The organism is Endozoicomonas atrinae (assembly GCF_001647025.1).
Lineage (GTDB): Bacteria > Pseudomonadota > Gammaproteobacteria > Pseudomonadales > Endozoicomonadaceae > Endozoicomonas > Endozoicomonas atrinae.
Window position 1 is genome coordinate 1 of record NZ_LUKQ02000373.1, and the last position, 4,004, is coordinate 4,004.

The following is a 4,004-nucleotide window of genomic DNA, read 5'->3' on the forward strand; positions in this document are numbered from 1 at the left end:
CAATGGCACTGGCACCGATGTACTGGCGAGCCTTCTGCTCGGCTTCCTGCTCATAGCTCTGATCAATCAGGTCGATGATCTCAATCGCGTCCATGCGTCACCTGCCGTCAGAATGGGATGTCATCTGGAAACTGATCAGTCCCGTCAGTCACCACAGGTGGATGCGAAGCAGGAGCCGCAGTCACCGCCGCCCCCGCAATCCTCTGGCCAACGTCCCTGGCATAACCAACAATCTCACCACGACCTTCCCGACGTTCACCGGTATCGGTCACAAAATCGTCGCCACGCTTCAGGTTCACCACCACTTTAAGGCCAGACAGGGAGTTAATATCCCCAGGCTTGTCAGGGTTGGGATGACCCGTTTCGATCAGGAACTTTTTCAACTTCTGAAGCCCGATCTCCACCGCCTTCGGGTTGGCATTCTGCACATTGAAGCGATCAACAGTGACACCGTTACCGTCCATGCACTTCATTTCCACCTTCACGAAGCGGCCAGTCTTGGCCTTGTTCTGCTCAACAGATGCCTTCACGACTTCGCACCGGAACTGACCCGCTTTCAGGTAGCTGTCGCCAGCTTCCACGTTGGTCAAATCAAGGCTGTCGAATCCAGTAAATTCCATTTCACTTACCTTTTTTGGAGTTAATCTTGGAGTTATAGTCAGCGAACTGTTCATCGCTCATGTCCATCAACCTGAACAGCTCAACGACATTCGCTGTATCCATGATGGGAGTCAGACGCCCACGGGGATCGCGGGTCTTGCCGTGCCAGCCACGCACTTCGTCGGTAATCAGACGACGGGTGACGACAGGATTGTCACGGTCTCCGTCGGTCGAACGGATACCGCAGAACACATGGTCGAACAGACCTGGAATCTGCTTGCCCACCTTGGCACCCTTGACCATGGGCCAGTACTCAATAACACCGTTGTCATTGGTCTCTTCCTGGGCCAGACAGGTGACACAGACATGGGTAGGCAGATCACGAATCCACTTCAGGGCACCGGTCAGCAACCGTGCATACTCGCCCCACTTCTCGAACGTGTTCTTGTTGTCCTTGTGCTTCTCTTCCAGCGTCTCCAGCAGCCGGTCAGCCAGCTCGGTCAGTGAATCAAGGCCGATCCACTTGTAACCCATGGCTTTAAACTCTGGCGACTGCATCTGGCGAACGATGCCGCGAAAGGAATACACGTCTTTCTCAGGGTCATGCGGCCCGTCCCACGACGAAAAGGGCAGGTAGTCAATGTCGTGATCCTTCACCGACATCAGCCCCGATTCACCGGACAGGATAAAACCCTTGCCGTACTCTTTGGCGTAATGACCGAACTGGGTGGTCTTCCCCCAACCATGGTGAGCCATGATCAACAGCTTGGAGATTTCGTTCAGCTCTGCATCACAAGTCTTCTTAGGCTTGAACATGCTTTCTGTCCTTACGAGTTAGAGGGCGGAATTTCCTTGACTGAAATACGCGCTACGCCAGGGGCACGGGTGAGTGCATCCAGGTAGGCGTCTTTTTCTGGCTCATCGAGTCGCTCGAACTTGCGCTTATCCACACTCAGCTTGCGCTTCATGAAATAAGGCAGCTCTTTCTCGTCGACGATTTGCGCCAGCTTCTCTTCGTCCCAGCTCCACTTCTCGCTGATGCGAACTTCCAGAAGATGTGTACCGCCCTGACTCACCTGTTCGTACTGCCCTGGCTCCTTCGGAAAGAAATCCAGAATCTCTTCACGAATGACATCCAGCTTCTCTTTCAGTGACTCGATAAGGCCGTTGGTGGATTTGAACTCTTTCATGAGTTCCTGAAGGCGATCCGTGGCGATCGCCGGAGTGTCGTTTTTATCCTGCTGATCCGCAGTACTGCTAACGGTTTCATCCCAGATACTCATTAGCGTTGTTTCCTATTGTCTGATGTTGACAGTAAATAAAACTATATTGCTTTATATTGCTGTCTAAGCGACATTGATACAGCAATATTAAAACAAAAACAAGGATGAGTTATGTTGAGCAGCAATATTAAGCACGCAATTAATGAATATCTGGATCGTGGCTGGTCAATCATCCCGATCTGTGCGAATGACAAGACACCATTAGTGAAGTGGAAGAAGTTTCAAACACGCCAACCCACGGAAGATGAGATAGATTTCTGGCTGGAAAAGTGGCCGGACATGTTAATCGCCGTCGTGTGTGGTGCCATCTCTGGCATCATCGTGGTCGACGCCGACAATACAGACGCTCAGCGGGCAGCCCACGATCAAGGTTTTGAGTCACCCGTCATGGTGAAAACCAAACGTGGACGACACTGGTATTTCAAACACCCTCTCGACGGGGTTCACCGTGGCCCACAGTCCGGCTCCGGTTCGAAAGGGGAAGTCTGGCCACAGATAAATGGCCTCGATTTTCGTGGTGATGGCAGTTATGCACTCCTGCCGCCGAGTACGCATTACACCTGGGATATTCTTAACGACCACGATCTCGACGACATGCCGCTCTTTCAGGACTGGCGACCCTCGAAGTCCACCAATACCAACAACGAAGACTTCGACTTTGCCAACCTCGACCTGACACAGATCAGAACCGGCCACGTCGACATCTGGCAGGAGACCGCCGATCGTGCAGCGCTCTACCCCAGCAACCTGATCCCCCGTGGTGGCTCTGGCATCTACGACACGACGTTCAGATACCTTGGTCAGCAGGTTGCCAAACTCGGCCTTGGCGATGAACTGGAACGTGCAGGCCGTGAATTCATGCGGACGTTTTTTACATCCCCCCTGGAAGAGCCGCGCTATCAGCAGAACCTTAAAACCATTCGTGAAAAAGAGAAGCTCAACCACCCTGACCGCTTCGACAAAGACGGCAATTACATTGCCCATCTTCCGCAATCATCAAGCGCACCTGACCCAAAAATACCCGAGCGCATCGCCCTCACTGAAGACGACGCTGACACACTGATCAAGCAGGCCGGAGATCAGCAGTTCTTCATGTCACCGATACTCAGGCAAGCCAGTATCCTGCAAATCTACGGTTACTCTGGCCATGGCAAGTCATGGTTTACCCAACTTCTGCTCTACCATGCCTGTCGTGGCATCGACTTCGGCCCATTTAAAGCCGAGACTACGCCAAAAATCCTCTACTGCGACTGGGAAAACGGCAGGTCAACCCTCGGTGCCGGTCTCAAGTCCATGCGAATGTCCTTCGGTTCGTCCGACGGCAACTACAATGTCTGGACGCCGTTCATTAACGGCACCGAGATCAACCTCCGCAACCCCGACGGGCGCAAAGAGCTGTTCGAGTGGATCAAAGCCTACCGCCCCGACGTGCTGGTCATTGACACAATACGAAGCGCCTTCCCTGGCATTGCCGAGAACAGTGCCGAAGAGTGGGCCACCCTCAACCAGCTCTGCCTGAAGCTCCGCAACCACGGCATCAGCGTGATCCTTCTGCACCACGCCAACAAACCCACGGAACATGGCGTCGGACGTGAAGCCGGTTCCTCCAACCAGCTCACGGTGATCGAGACCCAAGTGAGAGTGACACAGGTGTTTGAAGACAAGGATGTTGCCAAGACCAAAGGGGGTATCTGGCAGGGCGACTATTCTGATCAGAACGTGTTCAAATCCCTGCGTCTCAAGGCACCCAAGGACGGCACCATCAGAATCGTGCTGGAAGTCCGTTATGGCAAAGTTCGTGAGTGGTCAGACCTGCATGACCATGTGCAGTGGGTTGCGATTGGTGAAAAGGAAAATGGCACACGATTTGTGGTCGGCTCCATGGCTCCCGTCGACAAGGCCAGAACGCTGGCATCCAGTGGGTTTTCTGTTGAGTCCATCATGGGGACACTGGGCCGACCAAGGCATATCATTCAACAGTGGATAGAGACATAATACCAATCGCATTTTCTAAATCCTTAAGCTGCCGCCAACTATGCTTAGGCATCATTACCATGCATTATCTAGAACAGATGTCTCGTCGACCACAGCTACCCGAAGGTTTTAATGATGTTGATTTTC

The 4,004-nt window shown here is 52.9% G+C and carries 4 protein-coding genes; 1 reads left to right on the forward strand and 3 read right to left on the reverse strand.

Annotation, left to right across the window (positions count from 1 at the left end):
- Positions 1–107: 107 nt before the first annotated feature.
- The 3 genes from AK963_RS26380 to AK963_RS26390 are packed head-to-tail and all read right to left on the reverse strand — an operon-like array spanning position 108 to position 1,883.
- Positions 108–620: a DUF669 domain-containing protein gene (locus tag AK963_RS26380; protein ID WP_066018331.1), complete on the reverse strand. Its 513-nt coding sequence runs from the start codon at positions 618–620 to the stop codon at positions 108–110.
- Between the two features lies 1 nt (position 621).
- Positions 622–1,416, reverse strand: coding sequence for an AAA family ATPase (locus tag AK963_RS26385; protein ID WP_066018332.1), 795 nt, complete (start codon positions 1,414–1,416; stop codon positions 622–624).
- Between the two features lie 11 nt (positions 1,417–1,427).
- Positions 1,428–1,883 (reverse strand): hypothetical protein, encoded by a 456-nt coding sequence (locus AK963_RS26390; RefSeq protein WP_066018333.1) that lies wholly within the window; start codon positions 1,881–1,883, stop codon positions 1,428–1,430.
- A gap of 111 nt (positions 1,884–1,994) precedes the next feature.
- On the opposite strand from AK963_RS26390, the gene AK963_RS26395 reads away from it, so the two are divergent.
- Positions 1,995–3,878: a bifunctional DNA primase/polymerase gene (locus AK963_RS26395; protein WP_066018334.1), complete on the forward strand. Its 1,884-nt coding sequence runs from the start codon at positions 1,995–1,997 to the stop codon at positions 3,876–3,878.
- Positions 3,879–4,004: the final 126 nt, after the last annotated feature.